We start from the raw sequence: 19,106 nt of genomic DNA, 5'->3' as shown, positions 1-19,106 counted from the left end.
ATGACCGACAAACACGCCAAGATCGTCATCACCGGCGCCGCGGGCCTGGTCGGCCAGAACCTGATCGTCGAACTGGAGCAGCAGGGCTACACCCAGTTGGTGGCGATCGACAAGCATGCGCACAACCTGCAGATCCTGCGCGATCTGCATCCGGCGGTGCGCGTGGTGGAGGCGGATCTGGCCGAGCCCGGCGAGTGGGCGCGCGAGTTCGAGGGTGCGGCCTGCGTCGCCCAGTTGCACGCGCAGATCACCGGCAAGACCACCGACCTGTTCACCCGCAACAACCTGACCGCGACCGCGCACGTGCTCGACGCCTGCCGCGCGGCGAAGGTGCCGTATCTGGTGCACATCAGTTCCTCGGTGGTGAACTCGGTGGCCAAGGACGACTACACCAACACCAAGCGCGCACAGGAAGAGATGGTGGTCGCCAGCGGCCTGCGCCACTGTGTGCTGCGCCCGACCCTGATGTTCGGCTGGTTCGACCCCAAGCACCTGGGCTGGCTGTCGCGCTTCATGGCAAAGACGCCGGTGTTCCCGATCCCGGGCGATGGCCGGTTCATGCGCCAGCCGCTGTACGAGCGCGACTTCTGCCGTTGCATCGCCAAGTGCATCGAGCGCGAACCCGACGGCGATGTCTACGACATCGTCGGCGATACGCGCGTGGACTATGTCGACATCATCAAGACGATCAAGCGGGTCAAGAAGCTGCATACCCTGATCGTGCATATCCCGATCGGCTTCTTCGCCTTCCTGCTGCGCGTGTACTCGCTCTTCAGCTCCAAGCCGCCGTTCACCGCCGACCAGTTGAAGGCGCTGAGCGCCGGCGACGACTTCAAGGGCGTCGATACCGAAGCGGTGTTCGGCGTGCGCCAGACCCCGTTCGAAGACGCGATCCGCGAAAGCTATACCGACCCGCGCTACAGCCACATCGTGCTCAAGCGCTGAACCGTCATACGAGACTAGAACCATGAGTACATTCGCGATCGTCGGCAGCGGCCCCATGGGCCTGATGGCTGCCATGGAACTGCTGAAGAAGGGCCACCAGGTCGACGTCTACGAGCGTGACGACCGCATCGGCGGCATGTCCGCGGACTTCGATTTCGACGGCCTGCGCATCGAGCGCTACTACCACTTCATCTGCAAGACCGATTTCCCGCTGTTCAAGCTGCTCGAGGACCTGAAGCTGTCCGACCGCCTGCACTGGACGGACACCAAGATGGGGTATTACTACCAGGGCAAGCTGCACAAGTGGGGCACGCCGTTCGCGCTGCTCGGCTTCCCGCACCTGGGGCTGGTCGACAAGATCCGCTACGCCCTGCACGTCATGCACACCAAGGGCATCAGCGACTGGACCGCGCTGGACAAGGAGAACGCGCGCGACTGGATCACCCGCTGGATCGGCCCCAAGGCCTACAAGGTGATGTGGGAGAAGGCCTTCGCGCTGAAGTTCTTCGAATACCAGAACGACCTGTCCGCCTCATGGATCGGCACCCGCATCAAGCGCGTGGCGCTGTCGCGGCGCAACCTGTTCAACGAAAGCATGGGCTATCTGGAAGGCGGCTCAGCCGTGCTGCTGGAGCGCATGGCCGCGGAAGTGACGCGCCTGGGCGGACGCATCCTGCTGTCGCAACCGATCGAAGAGGCCGTCTCGGTCGACGGCAAGGTCACCGGCATCCGCACCCGCGACGGCCATCATGCCTACGATGGCGTGGTGTCGACGGCACCGATCCAGTACGTGCCCGGTATGGTGCCCGGCCTGCCCAAGACCTTCGCCGACCAAGTCGCTGCGATCGAGAACATCCCCGTCGCCTGCGTGATCCTGAAACTGTCCAAGCCGGTCAGCGAGAACTTCTGGATGAACATCAGCGACGAGCGGATCTCCATCCCCGGCCTGATCGAATACAGCAACCTCAACCCCGGCAAGGGCCCGGGCGAGCACATCGTGTATGCGCCCTACTACATGCCCAAGACCCATCCGAAATGGCAGTGGAGCAACCAGCAGCTGATCGACGAAGTCATCAGCTACTTGCCGATGATCAATCCGGACTTCAAGCCGGAGTGGATCCGCGCGACCCATTGCCATCGCTACGAGTATGCGCAGACCATCTGCCCGCCGGGATTCCAGGACATGCTGCCGCCGATGAAGACGCCGCTGGCGGGCTTCTACATGGCGGATACGGCGTACTACTACCCGGAAGATCGCTCGATCAACGAGAGCATCGCGGTCGGCCGGACCCTGGCCGATACGGCCGCACTGGGGACGGAAAAGCGGTGAAGGGGCCAATCCTGTCCCGGCAATTCCTCCTGTTCCTGATCGCGGGTGGGTTGGCTGCCGCAGTGAACTTTGGCTCCCGCATGGTTCTGAGCCATTGGATCGCCTATGTACCAGCCATCATCATCGCGTATGTACTGGGCATGATATCGGCGTTCACGCTCAACAAAATTTTTGTATTCAATCAAGCCAGAAATCGCCTACATCATCAGATGCTCTGGTTTACGGCGATTAATCTGGTGGCTCTTGGCCAGACGATCCTTATCAGCCTGTTGCTTGCTCGCTGGCTGCTACCGACACTTGGCATTGATTTTCACAACGAAACCATCGCACACGCCATTGGAGTCGCGGCGCCGGTCATCACTAGCTATCTCGGGCACAAGCGTCTTTCGTTCGCTTCGCCACGCACCATGAACTGAACAGGCTTATCGTATGACAAAGCGTCCTCCGCCCCTCCTCCATCGCCAGTCACAGATTGCTCAACCACAGGCATCTATGTTCTTGGTGATCCTGCTCGTGATCGCTTACAAGAGCAACGATGCGCTAAGCCATCCCCAGTTTTGGGCCGAAGACGCCACCATCTTTTTTCAGCAACAGTTCGGGCATAAGCTGCCTCAACTTTGGGTTCCTTACGCTGGCTACCTGCATGCCATTCCTAGATTGGTGGCCTGGGTTGCATCATGGATATCCATTACTAAGGCACCCTTGGTATACAACGCATTTGCCATCGCCTTGAGCGCATCAGCGATTACCCTGACCTGCCAGAAGTTGCGCTTGTACGTACCAGCCTGGGTAGTTGCGTTGTCATGCCTGGCGGTTCCGACCAGCGGTGAGATCTTCGGTACGATCACTAACGCACAGTGGTTCCTGCAATTCGCATTAGGTGCCTGCTGTCTCTCGCCTGCATCTCCACGCTACGCCAACACCCTAGGATGGCTGCGCGTCATAGGCATACTTTTAATGGCATTGACAGGCCCCTTTTCAATTCTTCTCTCGATCATCATCACAGGCATGTTGGCATCCAGTTGGATGGCTAGGCAGTTGTCCTATGATCCATTCGACGGAGCCTTGCGTAGTTTCCTAAGTGAGCGTGACTGGCCAGCGTTATTGGCTCTGGGGCTGGGAGCGATAATCCAGACAGGCGTGCTGTTGGCAGCACCGCCGACGGAAAGCGCCACGCACCATGACTTGTTAAAGCTCATAAATGCCACCTTCACCGAGCTAGTTCCTATCCATATGTTCGGTAATGACTTCCTTACCGGCACTAGTTGGCTGGCACTCTACGCACTACTCATCGGGACGCTGGTGCTCTCAAAGCGAATCGATGGCCACGCGCGGCTGCAGGTCATGGGGTTCGCAGTCTTCGCCATACTTGAAACCATCGCTTCCGCCCTGCGCATCACGGATTTGCAACAGATTTACCAACCAAGCGCAGCCGATCGTTATTTTTATCTCATAAAAGTAGTGTGGTGGTGGGTGGTCTGGCTAGCACTGCGCAGCACTGGAAGTCGCTTCCGCGCAACGGCGATCGTCTCGGCGCTGATCTGCCTAGTGGCACTCAACAATCCTCAGTTCCAGAGGCGGGCCGCACTCAGCGATTTCTCCTGGCGTGACCACGCCTCCGACCTTGAGCAACCAGGTACACACACAATCCCCATCAACCCGCCGGGATGGAGCATTACGATCGAGGCGAAAAAGCAACAACCGTGAGCGAAATAGCACTGAAGCCAAGAGGGGTGAACAAGACGTCGCGAGCAGCCTCCAGAGGGGTTTGGACGGCGTGCAGGAACCGCTGTGTGCTAGTTGCGTAAACTCACCACGTTGTTCATTGGAATTCGCGAGATGGGAGACTTGTAGCCGAGGCTAGCGTGTGGTCGATGCCAGTTGTAGTGATGCAGCCAGCCCAGGAGGGCGTTGGCGCGTTGTGTGGACTCGATATAAAAGCGCGCATGGGCCCGTTCTCGCAGGCTGGTCCGCACCAGCCGTTCGGCCTTGCCATCAGTGCGCGGCGTGTAGGGTCGGGTTCGCAGATGGCGCAGGCCGAGCCATCGGACAAGGCGTCGACAGAGGCGTGATGTGTAGCAGGCGCCGTTGTCGGTCAACACGCGCTACAAGCGCACGCCCAGGCTGCGGTAGTAGCGAACCGCTTGCATCAGTGACCTGCAGACACTGATACCGCGTTCATCGGGCTCGATGGTGCCGAAGGCCACGCGGGAGTGGTCGTCGATGGCAAGGTGGACGTACTCCCAGCCAGTGCCACGGGAAGTGACCGTCCGATCATCGGTCACGCGGCGGCCGGGTTGGCGAAAACGGGCAAGCTTCTGAGGTCCAGATGCAGCAGTTGGCCGGGTTGGGCGTACTCATGGCGATTGCGCGGCAGGGCCGGCTCCAGATCCGCCAGCCGGTGCAGGCCGGCGCGGCGCAGCAACCGCGCGATGGTACTCGGCGCCACAGGCAACCGCTCGGCGATCTGCCGATACGTGTGGCGTGAATGGCGCAGTGAGATGACCTGATCCACGACGCGCTGAGACGTGGCATGGGGGCAGTCGTGAGGCTGGATGTGCGGTCGGTCAAGCCTTGCGCCCCTATTCCTTGAAGCGCTTGAGCCATTTGTAGGCTGTTCGGACGCTGACACCGGCCGTATGCGCTGCTTCTTCCACGCGCAGCCCCTGAACAAGGATGCGATCCACAACCAGGCCTCGACCGCGTGGGTTCAACGGGCATGTTTATGCAGCTCCATCCGGGGCTCCTGGGGGCTGGGTTGGCTTGGTAACCCCATCTTCCAGAGACGCCCCGGATGAACAACCTAATGAGAGATCACAACTAGTGGCATATAACCGTCCGGCCACTTGGCGGCTGCGCAGCAGTTTTGTTAGCTACTCAAAGGCATGACGCAAACTACGCGCGGGAGATTTGACAAGGGCTCGGGCACCCAAGTGATAGCAGTATCGCGCGCAGATCTTGGACTATGTCGCTACTGCGCGTGCTACTCCCCTCCGTCGGCGCGGTGAGTAGCTGCTGTGACACCGCTGCATAGCAGCCACCGGTCGCCATTTTTTTGAAGAATCTGTATATGGGAGTCTACCGGTAGCTGCCGCACATCCACATAGGCTTCAAAACCTGAGTATTCGAGTTCGGGATGGTTGAAGTGACGAGCGACATCAGGACGTGACACACGATAGGCAGGCAATGTGCCGAATTCCGATCCACCCGAACTCATCAGCAGCCGAACCCCCTGATTCGGCCTGCCATGCTCCGCATCAAGGGCGGCCCAGCCCCGAATCACAACCATTGGCTTGACGAGTGCAGAAGGTGCGCCGCCGACAGGCCGGCCATCGATCTCGTCGATACGGCACTGCCCCCCGATGGCGAAAGAAGACGGGCCTGCGCTAGGCGTCCTGGCACCAGCCAGAACCTCATCAACCGACGCGGACGCGGGTATATCCAGACGCGAAAAAACCAAACGATAACTATGGCGCCAGAGCCAGCGCGTGCCCCGGGCTCCGGCGATGCTAAGCGCGGCCACCCGGCGTTGACCAAGTAGATTCGCTCGATAATGCGAACTCAACGCCGCGAAGTCCTTGGCATCTCTAACCGTCGGCGATAGCAGGAAACCACTACGTGCCATACCAGGAATGAAGCGGAAATCAGCTGTTGCCTCATCAACATAGCGCACGCGCATCGACAATTCGGGCAACTTGTAAAGCAGAGCAACCAATCTTCCAAGCAGGGTCGGCTGAATATCTACAGTGACCCATACCGGATGTTCCGAATCAGCGACGGCCACATCCTCACCCAAGACTGCATCTACCTGACGTTGCACAACAGGAGTCAGCGGCGCCTTGGTTGGCAACGCACGCTCAAGCACAGCGAAGTCGCTGTTCAGTTGCTTCAAGGTATAGCTGCCTAGTAGTGCCGGCCAACTAGCGCCGTCATCGAGCGAAGGATAACGATTGTCGATTGGGGATAGAGCAAAATAGATCCGTGAAGGCGGGTTACGAACCAAATGCTCAGCATTGATCATCACCAAGCCAGGAGTGTAAGCGGAATAGCTCTGCAAGATCGGCCGTGGTTTCCAGTTAGCCCCTGTCGCCAGCAACGGCGTCAATTCAACGGGATAGACATCCGCCGGTTCTTGACTGCGCACGAATGGTGGATGTGCCGCCAGTTGTGCAACATGGCGTTCAAACTGCGCTTGCAAGGCGCCTGAGTTATTCAGGCGCACCCATGCACCACGTGCACTTTCCGTCACCATTTCGGTGAAACGGGATACCGAGCCCTCCAGCCCCACCGGCTGATAAGAAGACGCAATCAATGCCCAGCCGATCAACCCGGTGGCAAAAGCGACTGGACCGCGGCCATCGCCGCTGGTCGGCCCCAACCAAAAGAGGAAGCCCACATAAGCCAAGCCCATTCCGGCGGTTAATGCATGGCCGTCATGCCTGACAAACCCCGTCTTGAAGCACACAAATAGATAGGCCGCGAACAGCACAGGAAGATACCAGTGCCGGCGCAGACGGCTCAGCATCGAAATACCTAGCAGGAGAGTCGCCGCAAGCATGAACACGACGATATCAAGCCCATTTCCAGGCACCGACATAGCGCCAGTATATCCAGAGATGATCGGCAATTGCGCGAGAAAGTAACCAGGCAGATCATCTATTCGTTGTCCAGCAAGCAACCAGGCGCAAATCAGCGCCCCCACTTCCACCACGATAATTAGAAGCGCGCTGCGTGGCGACGACCGCAAGCAGATCAAGATAGCCACAATAGTCGAAATTCCAACCATTACGCCAAAGTTACCCTTAACCAGCGGCAAAATCGCGTTGGCGGCAGCCAAAAGAGCCAAAGTCATAGTTATGGGCCGGCCACGCTCCACGCCGACACTGGCGACACAAGGCAATAAAAGCGGAAGGAACAAGAACAGCGCATCGCGCCCCCAGCAAAAGCTGATAAGCACTGGCAACCACAGCAGCAACCAGCGCCGATGCGGCGCTAGCCATGCCCAAATGCCGGCAAAAAGCGCAACCGCTATTAGTAGCGATCCGCCGATCATCAGCATGTCGGTCGCGGGGTGGTAGACCCGGGTAAAGATGGACGCCAGAGGTCCGAAGGTAAAGATGATGTCTTGGCCAAAGCGCATATGCTGGGCCGTAGCGACGTTCATCGCATAGCTCCAAGAGCCATCCAATCCAGCGAAGGGCATAGCGGGCGCCCAAGGCGTCACCATCAATATTACGAGCAGGAAAGCTGCCACGGCCGCATACCGACTTGATGGCGACGTCGGCTGAATATCGGGGGAGTGAATTGAGTGGCGGTCGTTCATGAATTTCTATGATCCAGGCCTTAGGCGGCCATTGTTAAGAACGAGAATGCAGGCAATTGCCAGCATGCTGATATTCAAAGTTCGGCATGGTTGCACATCGGCGATTCCAATGACCTGATGTCGCGCAGCCTTGGCACACTAAAGGTGGTCCACTGACATACCACCAGGAAGTCCGCAAAGCGCAGACTCCCACATCTGGCATAAGCCTCCACTGCCCGCACAAGACCAATGGTTGATCCCATACGATGCAATAGCATCTTCGCGACATAGCGACATCGACGAATGCATGTAAATTCGCCAGATGCAAGATATCGGACCTGTGGTACGACGAGAAGATTGCCGTTCAACCGCAGCAGGCCACTTGTGCGACAGCAGTATTGCCAGCCGGCATGTGTAAGACATGCTGGCCACCCGGGGGAGCACCTACTTATGCAGCGCAAAAGGGCGGAAAATCTCGCATCGTTGTAGTTGCCCGCTCGCTTGACGGCTCGGACGCAGAATAACTCAAACAATCGAGCGATCATGGCGACGATGTCCTGACTGCAATCGAGCGCAAAAGATGCGACAAAATCACGATGTACAGAAGACATTCATACCAGCCCTGCATGAAGGAGCGAAGAGCCATGTTGATCCGAAACCCCCGTAATCAAGACACCGGCATAGCCACTATTCGGACTGGCATGCCCGGCATCGCGCAGAATGCGCTCCCAGTCCGCCCGCAGGCAGGGTAGAGATGACTCATGTTCATTGAGCCAATAAGCGCCTTTAAACGGCGCCTGGCCACCAGTAGCGCCGGCTGGTACAGGCTCATTGGAAAACCGAAAGATCTCTGCTGCTCACATTCCAGTACGGAATTCGCCGCCTCCTCCGATAGAGCCGCAAAGTACTTGGAAAGATGCTGACGCCATACTCGACTGATCACGCTGCCCCCCCCCCGCTGTGCACAGTGCTAGTTCACACCATTAGCTGGCAGGACGGCAAGCCCACGCTTTTCGTAGTCTTCGTGGCGGAGCGGGACGCCCGGGCATCGCGTGGTACTTGCGAAATACCCTGACTGCTCAATCCATAGAACGAAGAGGCGTTCGATCACGTGGGCAAGCGTCGCGTCGAGTTGACCCGCCTCAGGATCGAACTCGCTAAGGGCAATATTCCGCGCTTTCAAGGCACCCAACGCCACGGGCCGGAACCAAAACATGGTGCCAGCGAAGAACCCAAGGCGAATGCGCGCGTCGTCGATATGCGTTTCTGCGGCCAGCACCCGCAGTCGCTCCTCGTTGCCGCCCCAGAAGCGCGAGTTGCAGACATACGCGCTCTCCGGCCCGATGATGCCGCAGGCGGGTCTGTGGTCGAAGGCCTGCAGGATCTTCAGCACCGTGAGCGAGGAACCCAGCAATGACTTCATCAGATCGTCGCGCCACTGCCCACCGGCGTTGTGGTAGACGCTTTTCTTCGAATGAAGCTTGCAGACTGCATCGTAGCGATCGAGAAGACCGGTGTTGAGCAGGCTGACGAACGGACCGACATCGCGCCCGATGTTCGGATGCACGAAAACGAAGGCGCGGACGTTGCGCTCCTGGAAGTAGCGAACGGCGACCCGGTGGTCGGCGACCGACTTAACCGAGACGAACACGTCGTGGTCGACGATCACATTGCGCATGTAACCGTAGATGTTGTCGATCAGGTCCATATGGTAAAGGTGCAGGACGATCGCGAACCGCGCCCGCAGGCTTCCGGGAAGGATCGAGCGCACGCCGTAACGCTCGAGTTCATCCTTGGACGCCAGGACATTCTCCGCCGCGCCAAGGGGCGCTGCCTTGGCGCGCGTCTGGCGCATGCGCTGCACTTCGTGTTCGACCATCGCCCGCAGCTGCGGGTCGGTCACCACGCTCGACAGATCGACATCGTTGACGCCATTGGGATCGTCGCGCAGCACCTCGCTCTTGATGAAGCCAAAGCTGCGGTAGAGCTCATCCCAAAGGAAATGCACGGGATTGGCTTCCGCGATCTCCTTGTTGCTCGGAGAGGAAAGGTCGCCGACACCGGCGTGGCGACGCTGCAGCCGCGCGGAAACCTTGCCTTCATGACTCGCGTCCGGCTCGAAGGCGGCCGCGATCTTCGCGCCATTCCTGAGCAGGCATTGGGTCAGGCCGATCTCGTAGGAAAGAATGATTTCCCACTTGTCCTCCAGCACACGCACGTCTCTCCAGAAACGATCGAAGTACTGGCTGAAGAACGCATTCTTGCGAAAAACCAGGAAATAGGACTGCAGATGGCGAGCCACCTGGAACGATTGCGTCATTCCCCAGGCATCGCAGTCCACATCGCGCATCTTGGCGAACGCCTTGCCGATGCCGCCACGGTCGATGGTCAAGGCGCTGTCGTTGGCGACGATCAACTCGTCATAGGCGTAAAGCGCCTCGACCGCGAAAATGCCGGTACGGAACGAGTAGAAATCGTAGCCGACGTTCTCCCGGACGATCACCTTGATGCGGGCATCGAGCGTGGCGGCCTGCTCCGGCGCCAGTCGAGTGGAGACCAGCACGATACGTTCGGCGTGCAACAGTAATTCGTCGAGCAGGCGACGGGTGAACTCGGTCAATAAGCCTTCGGCATCAAAATGAGCGACGACCGCAACGCGGCGCACCGGTTTCATCGGTTCCATGCGTTGTAGACCCGGACGGCGAACGCCCGCAGGCGCGGGAAGGGCAGCAGGCATCGACCAATGAAGGAACGCAAACCGGATGGCGAGGGCGAATTCATTTCGATGCCCTGCGGGTTTGTCCTGCGCACTTCCGCGGAGAGCAGCACGACGTCGTTCACGAGGCGATCGCGATCGTCCAATAGCGCCTTCAGCCGGTCTCCTCCAAGTGTACGCAACAGCCTCTCGTCCTTCAGGACCTCATCCAGTTCCGAGCGATCGCCCGACAACGCCGCATATGTCGCTTCGAGATAGGCAAGGCCATGCTTCAGGTCTGGCTCGAGATGGCACCCTTCGCCCCATTCGTTCCAGGCGTTGATGAAGATCACCTGATCCTCGGGCGCGTTGTTGACGCGGGTGTACTCGACCAGCTTGCGCAGCCAGTACGCGTAGAGCGACGGCGAGGATTCGGCGAGAATATGCGAGGTATGCTGGCGTCTGGCGGTGTTGTCCCAGGACGGAACGATACCGCGATACCAGCGAAACTCAGGCTTGGGACGACCGATGGACTGCGCGATCACCTTGCGGTAATCGACAATGCCACCACGGAACTCCGGATTGGTGAACTCGATGTGGTGCGTCAGCCGGTTGTCGGCACCAATGAAGGTGTGCGGCGGAAACTCCACGGCGGCATCGAATCCCCATTCGCGCGGATCGACGATGCCATAGAACTGCACCGCCACCAGGTGGATTTCGCCGATGCCTTTCTGCCTGGCGACATCGCGCCAACGCGCAGTGGTCTCCAGGGAATCGGGGAACAGGTCGGCACGGTAGACCAACACGATCGGCTTGCCGTCGACGCGAATGGCGCGCCTGTCGCTCAGCAGCGGGAGGATATCCTCAAGGAACCGACGATCCTGATCTTCGCCATGCTTCTGCTCCAGCAGCACGTCCTTCTCGAGTCCATCCCAGGTGCGTGTCCAGTTCTCGTTTGCCCAGCAGATGCAGAACGGAAACTCGATGTCGCTTTTCAGGTAATTATCGAGCGGCAGCTCGAGAATGCGACGGCCATCGAACCAATAATAATAGAAACAAAACCCATGGACGCCGTACAGCTTCGCCAACTCCGCCTGCGCACGCATGTTGTCGACCAGGCGCAGATCGTAGAAGCCCAGTTCACGGGGTATATGCGGCTGGTAATGGCCGACGAAATTCGGCTTGCCCTTGGCGACATTGGTCCATTCCGTGAATCCCGGCCCCCACCACTCGGAGTTCTCCGCCACGGGGTGGTACTGCGGCAGATAAAACGCGATAGCCTTCACGTGCTCCATTTCCATTCCTAAAAAACGATCGTTACAGGGCCCTTGGACGACCGCCAACCCCGACATTTGAAGCCCCATGAGACGGCATCCTGCGATGGCGCCTGGACACAATGTCTCAGACACCATCCTCACCGCCTAGCGTGAAATTCTACCATTTCGGGACAATGACCGATGTCCGCACCAGCACCGCCCGTCGACGTCCAACCCCCATCGCACAGCGCTGCAGCCCAGCGCGCAGTAAAAGGCGGCACGCGAGCGTGGCACGGGCCAGCCCCCCCCCCCCCCCGCTACGACGCGGGAGTTACGAACGAAACGAATTGGCCGCAGATCAATCACCCCAAAACGTGCTCACCCCACTCAGAAGCGGAGAGCATCACGACGACCCATCACAGCCGCCGGGTCCGACATGAAGCGGGGACAGCTTCGGCGCTTGCCCCGCCCCTCAGCCTGGAAAGACGGTCAGGAAGCCCACCATGGGCGCCGCACGCGATCCAGTTTCTGTTCCTGGCTTTCCAAGCGCTGCACCACAGTCGCAATGGACGCCTGCAGGGACTGCAGATGTGAGTCGACAAGCGCCCGCTGCGCTGCGCCGCTTGCCTCCACTTCTTGGGAGACCTGCTGCACGGACTGCGCCAGTTGTTGCACGCCCTGCAACTGCTCCTGACACATCTGTTGCAATTGCTGCCACTCATGAGCGCCCAGCTCCGCCTGCCGCTGCTGAGTCTGCTGTTGTTCTTGGGTGAGACGCGCAATTTCCGCGCGCTCTGTGGCCAGCGCGACATAAAGGCGCTCGATCTCTTCCATCCCCTTGACGCTGCGACCCAGAGCATCGAACAGATGGTTGATCGGCGCGAATTGGCCATCCGCCGCAACCTCCGCCAGCTTGACCAGTTCTGGATTTCGGTCCTCGCCCACCAGCAACACACCCAGCCCGTGCGTGTGAGTGAACTCGAACGACGGGTACTGCCGACTGATCTCGTCCCAGTACTGCCAGACACCGAATTCGCGCTCTCGCACGCAGGTGTCGTGGAACAGAACCACTGCACGCGAGGACAGCTTCGGCAACCAGCTCTCGAAGTCCTCCCTCACCGCCTCGTAGGTATGCAGGCCATCGATGTGCAGCAGATCCACCGATCCGTCGGCGAAGTAATGCAATGCCTCGCTGAAACGCATCCGCAGCATCTCCGAGATGCCGGCGTAGTAGCGCTGCTGGTAGGTGCGCAGTTCGTTGTAGATATCCTCGCCATAGAACCCGGCATGCTCATCACCTTCCCAGGTATCGACGGCGAACACGCGTGCCGTCAACATCTGCTCGTCGACCGCTTGGCAAAGCGCGAGGAACGACGCGCCACGGTGCGTTCCCAATTCCACGATCGACTGCGGCTTGAGCTGCTCGATCAACCACGACGCGAAAGGAATATGGCCCAGCCAAGCACTGAGCGACAACGAGCGCGGGACCATCAGCATGCTTGAGGAAAACGCGAATCCGATCATGGGACAAACTGCCTCGCAGGAACTGCGGAAGTATCTTCGCTGCGCTCTGCAGCTTCGATGAATGCGGAGATGTCGCTATCGCTCAACAGCGACTCGAACGCGCGGATCTTCTCGATCGGCCAGTCCCACCAGCGAATCTCCAGCAGGCGCGCGACGCTCCGCGCATCGAAACGCATCCGCACCAGCCGCGCCGGATTGCCGGCAACGATGGCGTAGGGCGGCACGTCCTTGCTGACCACCGCGCCGGCACCGATGCACGCGCCGTCACCGACCGTGACCCCGGAAAGCACCATGGCGCCATGCCCGATCCAGACGTCGTTGCCGATGATGGTGGGGCCTTTCGTATGCGGCAGGCCGTCCTGTCCGGCTCCCGGAGAGTTAAAGGCGATCCGCAGCGGGTAGGTCGTCACCCAATCGGACCGGTGCTCGCCGCCTCCGAAGAGGGTCACCCCTTCGGCGATCGAACAGAACGCACCGATCTGGATTCGCTCGGCCTCGGTCCACACCTTGAATCGCGCCTCGCCATAAGTGAAGCGACCGACCGTGATCCGCGGATCGTTCGATACCAGCGGCGGAATGGCACCGTGATTCATCGTTCGGCTCCGACACGTTTCATCGTCACTTCCTCGAAGGGAATGCCGACGAGCCCGTAGCGAAGCTTGGGCGAAGACACCTGAATCAGCACGGCATCGTGCAACCAGCAGTGCTGCGTGTGGGCGTAGGGGTCGCCATCGGCGATCGACACCGTCATCGAATACTCGCCATTTGGCAGCAGTGGCAGGATGAAACGGAAGGACGCCTCCAGGCAGGTCTGTGCCTCGACCGCCATCGGCGGCTGCACATGCGTATAGGTATGTTCACCGAACAACGATTGACCGAGCCGGTCCTTGACGAAGAACCCGATCAACGGGCTTTGCAACGCCTCGTGCGCGGTCGCACGGATCTTCAGCACGACATGTTCGCCGCCTGCGAAGGCCGTGACGGACTCGCCCTGCTCGTTGCAGAGCACGACCGAATCGATGCTCGCCACACCGGACTGCCAGCCGTCGGAATGGGCCACGTTGTCGAAGAGCTGGACCTTGAGATCCTTTTCGATGCTCGGCAAGGAAGGCGCCCTCGCTGCCGCGGCGCCTCCCGTCTGCCTGGATTCCAGTTTGACGGTGTCGCCATAGACTTCCTGGGCGCAGTACTCGATGTACGCATTACAGGTTTCCTGGGCGGTACCGTGCATGCGCATCTGCCCGCGATCAAGCCATACGGCGCTCTGGCAGAAATTGAGGACGGAGGAGGTATCGTGGCTGACGAACAGCAGCGTGCCGTTCTCGCGGAACTTGCGCAAAAAGCGCATGCACTTCTGCACGAAGATCGCGTCGCCTACGGCCAGCGCCTCGTCGATCACCAGGATATCGGCATCGACATGCGCGATCACCGCGAAGGCCAGGCGCACGTACATGCCGCTGGAATAGGTCTTCACCGGCTGATCGAGGAAATCGCCGATATCGGCGAATGCCACGATGTCCTCGTATTTCTGGTCCACCTGCTCTCGCGAAAGGCCGAGGATCGAGGCGCTCATATAGACGTTCTCGCGCCCGGTGAACTCGGGATTGAAGCCCGCGCCCAGCTCCAGCAGCGCGGCGACGCGGCCACGCACGGTGACCTCGCCGGACGTGGGCTGGAGGGTTCCGCAGATGATCTGCAACAAGGTCGACTTACCCGAACCGTTGCGCCCAATGACACCGACCGTATCGCCGCGACGTACATCGAAGTTGACACCTTTGAGTGCCCAGAATTCGCTGTAGTAATCTTTATTACGGGGCCTGTCTAGGAAACGCCACAGACGCGGCAAGAGAGCCTGCTTGAGACGATCCTGCGGCTGCATGTACACCTGAAAGCACTTGGCGACATCGGATACGCGGATCGCAAGGTCCGACGTGTCCGCGGAGGAGTGATTAGATGACATCGGCAAATCCCCGACGCATCTTGCGGAAACACAGATAGCCGAAACAGGCAACGAGCATGGCGAAGACGAAGTACTTGGTCAGACCGACGAAATCCGGCGCATTGCCCCAGATCAGCACGTCGCGCGCCTGCTCGATGATGAACGTGAGCGGGTTGAGATAGATCCACTTGCGCAGCCCCTCGGGCAGCGCGCTGACCGGATAGAACACCGGCGCCAGGAACATCAGGATCGTGGTCAGGATCCCGGTCATCTGGCCGATGTCGCGCACGAACACGCCGAGCGCGGAGAGCAACCAGGCGAGCCCCATGGTGAACAGCACCAACGGGAGCAGCACCAATGGGAAGTAAAGCACGGTCAGCGGCAGCACGCCGCGGATGAGCACTTGCGCAATCAGCAGCACCGCCAACGACACCAGTGCATGGAACAGCGCCGCCCCCATCGCCACCCAGGGCAGGGTTTCCAGGGGAAATACGACACGCTTGACGTAGCTTGCGTTGCCGATGATCAGGGTCGGCGCCCGGTTCACGCACTCTGCGAAAATGCCGTGCACCAGGATGCCGACGAAGAGGATGATCGCGAACTCACCGCGATGCGACGTGTCCTGCCCCCAGCGCGCGTTGAACACCACGGAGAACACGAACGTGTATACCGCCAGCATCAGCAGCGGATTGAAGAACGACCAGGCCAGGCCCATCAGCGAACCGCGATAGCGGCTGATCACTTCGCGCTTTGCCAACTGATAGGTCAGCGCGCGGTTCGCCAGGAAACTGCGCGCCATCGATAGCGGCGAGGTCAGCACGGCGCGCGCCGGTAAACGCACCGAACTCATTGCGCGTCACCTGCCAGAGCCCATTCCAGATCCCCGCGCAAATCCCCCACATCCTCCACCCCCACGCTCAACCGCACCAGCGCATCGCTGATGCCGAGCTGCTCGCGCCGCGCGACCGGCACCGAAGCATGGGTCATCACCGCAGGATGGTTGACCAGGCTCTCCACGCCGCCCAGCGATTCGGCGAGGGTGAACAGCTTGGTGCGTTCGCAGAAGCGCTTGGCCGCGTCGAAGCCGCCCTTGAGCACGATCGAGACGATGCCGCCGTAGCCGCTCATCTGCCGGCCGGCTAGGGCATGCTGCGGGTGCGAGGGCAGGCCCGGGTAGATCACCTTCTCCACCGCCGGGTGCGTCTCCAGCCACTGCGCCAGGGCCAGGGCGTTGTCGCAGTGCGCGCGCATGCGCAGCGGCAGGGTCTTCAGGCCGCGCAGCGCCAGGAAGCTGTCGAACGGGCCCTGCACGCCGCCCACCGAGTTCTGCAGGAAGGCCAGTTGTTCGGCCAGTTCGGCGTTGTCGCCGACCACGGCCATGCCGCCGACCATGTCCGAGTGGCCGTTGAGGTACTTGGTCGCCGAATGCACCACGATGTCCGCACCCAGCGCCAGCGGCCGCTGCAGCAGCGGCGAGGCGAAGGTGTTGTCGACCACCACCAGCAGGCCGTGCTTGCGCGCGATCGCGGCGATCGCCGCGATATCGACGATCTTCAGCATCGGATTGGTTGGGGTCTCGATCCACACCATCTTGGTGGTCGGGCGGATCGCCGCCTCGAATGCGGCCGGGTCGGTCAGGTCGACGAAGCCGAACTCCAGCGCGGCGGTGCGCTTGCGCACCCGCTCGAATAGGCGGTAGCTGCCGCCGTAGAGGTCGTCCATGGCGATCACGTGGCTGCCGCTGTCCAGCAGTTCGATCACTGTGGCCGTCGCCGCCATGCCCGAGGCGAAGGCGAAGCCGCGGCTGCCGCCTTCCAGGGCCGCCACGCAGCGCTCGTAGGCGAAGCGGGTCGGGTTGTGGGTGCGCGAGTACTCGAAGCCCTGATGTTCGCCGGGGCTGGACTGGGCGTAGGTGGAGGTCGCGTAGATCGGCGGCATCACCGCGCCGGTGGACGGGTCCGGGTGCTGTCCGCCATGGATGGCCAGGGTCGCCAGCGCCAGCGCGGGGCCGTCGCCATGGGGATTCGACGTGTTGTCCGTCATGTGGGGTTACCGGAAAAGGGGCGTGATTCTAGCAGTGCGGTCTGAACGGCCCCATGCAGCACGGGGCCGTGCCGGGCGCAGGGATTACTGCACCCGGCGGCGCAGGTAGTTGAGCAGGTCGATGCGGGTGATCAGGCCGAGGAAGGCGCCCTCGTTCATCACGATGGCGACCTGGCCGCGATCGAACACCGGCAGCAGGGCCTCGATCGGCGATTTGACGTCCAGCCGGTCGAGCTTGCTGACCATGGCCGTGGCCACGGGGTCGCGGAACCGCGCTTCATCGCCGTATACATGCAACAAGACGTCGCTTTCGTCGACGATGCCGACCAATTGATCGCCTTCCATGACCGGCAGCTGCGACACGTCGTACAGCTTCATGCGCTGGTAGGCAGTGGTCAGCAGGTCCTTGGGGCCGACCACCACCGTGTCGCGCTGGCTGTAGGGGCGCAGGATCAGGTCGCGCAGGTCGCCGTGCTGCGGGCGCTCCAGGAAGCCGTTGTCCAGCATCCAGTAGTCGTTGTACATCTTCGACAGGTACTTGTTGCCGGTGTCGCAGACGAACACCAGCACGCGCTTGGGCTCGGTCTGTTCGCGGCAGTACTTCAGCGCCGCCGCCAGCAGGGTGCCAGTGGAGGAGCCGCCAAGGATGCCCTCCTTGGCCAGCAGTTCCCGCGCTGTGTGGAAACTCTCGGCGTCGCTGATCGAATAGGCCTTACTGACCCGGGTGAAATCGGAGATCGCCGGCAGGAAATCCTCGCCGATACCCTCGACCAGCCAGCTGCCGGACTTCTCGCTGACCGTGCCCTGCTCGATGTATTCGGTCAGGATCGAACCGACCGGGTCGGCCAGCACCAGCTCGGTGTGCGGCGAGGCGGCGGCGAAGGCGCGCGACAGGCCGGTCATGGTGCCGGAGCTGCCGCAGCCGAACACGATCGCGTCCAGCCGGCCGTCCATCTGCCGCAGGATCTCCGGGCCGGTGCCGAACTCGTGCGCGGCCGGGTTGTCGGGATTGCCGAACTGGTTGATGAAGTAGGCCCCCGGAGTCTCGGCGGCGATGCGCGCGGCCAGGTCCTGGTAGTACTCGGGGTGGCCCTTGGCCACGTCCGAGCGGGTCAGCACCACCTCGGCGCCCATCGCCTTGAGGTTGAAGATCTTCTCCCGGCTCATCTTGTCCGGCACCACCAGGATCAGCTTGTAGCCCTTCTGCTGGGCGACCAGGGCCAGGCCGATGCCGGTGTTGCCGGCGGTGCCCTCGACCAGCACCGCGCCGGGCTTGAGGTCGCCGCGGCGCTCCGCCGCCTCGATCATCGACAGGCCGATGCGATCCTTGATCGAGCCGCCGGGATTGGCGCTCTCCAGCTTCAGGTACAGCTCGCACACCCCGGTGTCGAGCTTGCTGGCCTTGACGATGGGGGTGTCGCCGATCAGATCGAGTACGGAGGAGTGAATGGCCATCGGGTCCGAATGCGTCGCGCCGCGGCAGCGGCTGGACCGGGCATTATCCGCGCTCGGGGGTGGAAAGTCAGAGAATGCGCGCGGCGGGGACGAAAAAAGCCGCGGTCGCGGCTTTCGGAGGGGATGACGCGGACGGTGGCAAGCCGACGAGGAGGCCAGCCACCGCCCGCGACAAGAGGGAATAGTACGGTCAGTGCGGCTTCTGCTCGTAAAGGCGCAGCAGCTTTTCCTTGGCGGCGAGCTTTTCGCGCTTCATCTGCGCCAGGGTGACATCGTCGATCGGCAGCACGCCGAGCTCGGCGTCCATGCACTTCTTGTCCAAGGTCTTGTGGCGCTGGTAGAGCTGCTTGAACTCCGGATCGGACTTGATCAACGCGTCGATTTCGGTCTGCGGTTGCCCTTCGAACATAGGAATAGCCTCCTTCAGCTAGAAACAAGAACGCCCCGGCCGCTGCGGCACGGGGCGTTGCCTGGGAGCGGAAGCGCGCGAGCCGCCGGCTGCACCGCTGCAACGCCTGGAACCACGGTTCCCGGGACGTCGGACTGCGGTGCGCGCCACTGCGTCATCGGCTCGAACTCCTCCGTTGGCACCAGGCGGCGGGAGTGCCACCTGGAGT

14 protein-coding genes and 1 pseudogene are annotated in these 19,106 nt (G+C 61.0%); 4 read left to right on the top strand and 11 right to left on the bottom strand.

What is annotated here, in order from left to right; all coding sequences use genetic code 11:
- The 4 genes from PIQ37_RS07565 to PIQ37_RS07550 all read left to right on the top strand — a co-directional run bounded on the left by PIQ37_RS07565 (position 1) and on the right by PIQ37_RS07550 (position 3,982).
- Positions 1-945 (top strand): NAD-dependent epimerase/dehydratase family protein, encoded by a 945-nt coding sequence (locus tag PIQ37_RS07565; protein WP_342072991.1) that lies wholly within the window; start codon positions 1-3, stop codon positions 943-945.
- Positions 946-967: 22 nt separating this feature from the next.
- Positions 968-2,275, top strand: coding sequence for an NAD(P)/FAD-dependent oxidoreductase (locus tag PIQ37_RS07560; RefSeq protein WP_342072990.1), 1,308 nt, complete (start codon positions 968-970; stop codon positions 2,273-2,275).
- Entirely contained in the window at positions 2,272-2,691 is a 420-nt protein-coding gene (locus tag PIQ37_RS07555) for a GtrA family protein (RefSeq protein WP_342072989.1), read from the top strand. The genes PIQ37_RS07560 and PIQ37_RS07555 overlap by 4 nt, the downstream gene beginning before the upstream one ends.
- 82 nt (positions 2,692-2,773) lie before the next feature.
- Positions 2,774-3,982, top strand: a complete 1,209-nt coding sequence (locus tag PIQ37_RS07550; RefSeq protein WP_342072988.1) for a hypothetical protein — start codon at positions 2,774-2,776, stop codon at positions 3,980-3,982.
- Positions 3,983-4,071: 89 nt separating this feature from the next.
- On the opposite strand, the pseudogene PIQ37_RS07545 reads toward PIQ37_RS07550, so the two are convergent.
- From PIQ37_RS07545 to PIQ37_RS07495, 11 genes and pseudogenes are all read right to left on the bottom strand, one after another.
- Positions 4,072-5,012, bottom strand: a pseudogene (locus PIQ37_RS07545) (IS481 family transposase).
- A 246-nt stretch (positions 5,013-5,258) separates the two neighbouring features.
- Positions 5,259-7,598: a hypothetical protein gene (locus tag PIQ37_RS07540; RefSeq protein ID WP_342072987.1), complete on the bottom strand. Its 2,340-nt coding sequence runs from the start codon at positions 7,596-7,598 to the stop codon at positions 5,259-5,261.
- Between the two features lie 949 nt (positions 7,599-8,547).
- The gene (locus PIQ37_RS07535) at positions 8,548-10,251 is read right to left on the bottom strand and encodes a rhamnan synthesis F family protein (RefSeq protein ID WP_342072986.1); all 1,704 of its coding nucleotides are present in this window, start codon (positions 10,249-10,251) and stop codon (positions 8,548-8,550) included.
- A complete protein-coding gene (locus PIQ37_RS07530) occupies positions 10,248-11,567 on the bottom strand; it encodes a glycosyltransferase WbsX family protein (RefSeq protein WP_342072985.1) in 1,320 nt (439 codons plus the stop codon). Before PIQ37_RS07530 ends, PIQ37_RS07535 begins: the two co-directional genes overlap by 4 nt.
- Before the next feature lie 450 nt (positions 11,568-12,017).
- Entirely contained in the window at positions 12,018-13,052 is a 1,035-nt protein-coding gene (locus PIQ37_RS07525; protein ID WP_342072984.1) for a class I SAM-dependent methyltransferase, read from the bottom strand.
- The gene (locus PIQ37_RS07520; protein WP_342072983.1) at positions 13,049-13,645 is read right to left on the bottom strand and encodes a CatB-related O-acetyltransferase; all 597 of its coding nucleotides are present in this window, start codon (positions 13,643-13,645) and stop codon (positions 13,049-13,051) included. The genes PIQ37_RS07525 and PIQ37_RS07520 overlap by 4 nt, the downstream gene beginning before the upstream one ends.
- Entirely contained in the window at positions 13,642-15,012 is a 1,371-nt protein-coding gene (locus PIQ37_RS07515; protein ID WP_342072982.1) for an ABC transporter ATP-binding protein, read from the bottom strand. Before PIQ37_RS07515 ends, PIQ37_RS07520 begins: the two co-directional genes overlap by 4 nt.
- The gene (locus tag PIQ37_RS07510) at positions 15,002-15,841 is read right to left on the bottom strand and encodes an ABC transporter permease (RefSeq protein ID WP_342072981.1); all 840 of its coding nucleotides are present in this window, start codon (positions 15,839-15,841) and stop codon (positions 15,002-15,004) included. Before PIQ37_RS07510 ends, PIQ37_RS07515 begins: the two co-directional genes overlap by 11 nt.
- The gene (locus PIQ37_RS07505; RefSeq protein WP_342072980.1) at positions 15,838-17,034 is read right to left on the bottom strand and encodes a cystathionine gamma-synthase; all 1,197 of its coding nucleotides are present in this window, start codon (positions 17,032-17,034) and stop codon (positions 15,838-15,840) included. The genes PIQ37_RS07510 and PIQ37_RS07505 overlap by 4 nt, the downstream gene beginning before the upstream one ends.
- A gap of 84 nt (positions 17,035-17,118) precedes the next feature.
- Entirely contained in the window at positions 17,119-18,489 is a 1,371-nt protein-coding gene (locus PIQ37_RS07500; protein ID WP_342072979.1) for a pyridoxal-phosphate dependent enzyme, read from the bottom strand.
- 190 nt (positions 18,490-18,679) lie between these two features.
- Positions 18,680-18,898 (bottom strand): YdcH family protein, encoded by a 219-nt coding sequence (locus PIQ37_RS07495; protein ID WP_010340228.1) that lies wholly within the window; start codon positions 18,896-18,898, stop codon positions 18,680-18,682.
- Positions 18,899-19,106: the final 208 nt, after the last annotated feature.

Origin of the sequence: Xanthomonas protegens, assembly GCF_038442435.1 — a bacterium.
GTDB classification, from domain to species: Bacteria; Pseudomonadota; Gammaproteobacteria; order Xanthomonadales; family Xanthomonadaceae; genus Xanthomonas_A; species Xanthomonas_A sontii.
This window is presented reverse-complemented; position numbering and strand designations above follow the sequence as displayed.